At 45.3% G+C, this 561-nt stretch carries 1 protein-coding gene; it reads left to right on the plus strand.

What is annotated here, in order from left to right; genetic code table 11:
- Nucleotides 1–561: conjugal transfer protein TraF (gene traF, locus R7044_RS27190; RefSeq protein WP_225456224.1), on the plus strand; the 561-nt coding region annotated here is incomplete at both ends.

Consider the following 561-nt stretch of genomic DNA (forward strand, 5'->3'; position numbering starts at 1 on the left):
GGTTTTTCTATGAAGTCGAGCCAGAAGAAAAAGAAGTACCTAAACCTAAGCCAGTAGCAGTGCAACCTCCCCCACCACCTCCTGAGCAAGAACAGATGGCCCAGAGTGAAGGACCTGAATATTTTTCTGCTGCGTGGTTTAGAGAGAACTTACCTAAATACAAAGATGCTTGGTGGGATAACCCAACCATTGAGAACGCTAAAGCTTTTGCTTACATGCAGCGATTCGCAATGGATCGTTCAGAACAAGCGCAAGATGCATATGAACTGGCTATTTTAGGTGATCCTTATCTTGATGAAGTGTCCAGAAGACCTTATGCCACGTTCGCATCTCAGCAAGTAGATAGTAAGGCTGGGAAGGAAAGGCAGACATTACTTGGGACTGTAGCAAGTCGTATGGGTCTATTTTTCTTCTACCAGCCAAACTGCGAAATGTGCGAAATACAGGCTCCAATAGTCAAAATGCTTGAGCAAGGATATGGATTTACTGTCGTGGCAGTATCTTCTGACGGCACCCCTTTCCCAGGAAACATTTTCCCCGAGTTCAAAGTAGATAACGGCC

It is taken from the genome of Vibrio sp. 1402, assembly GCF_033340275.1.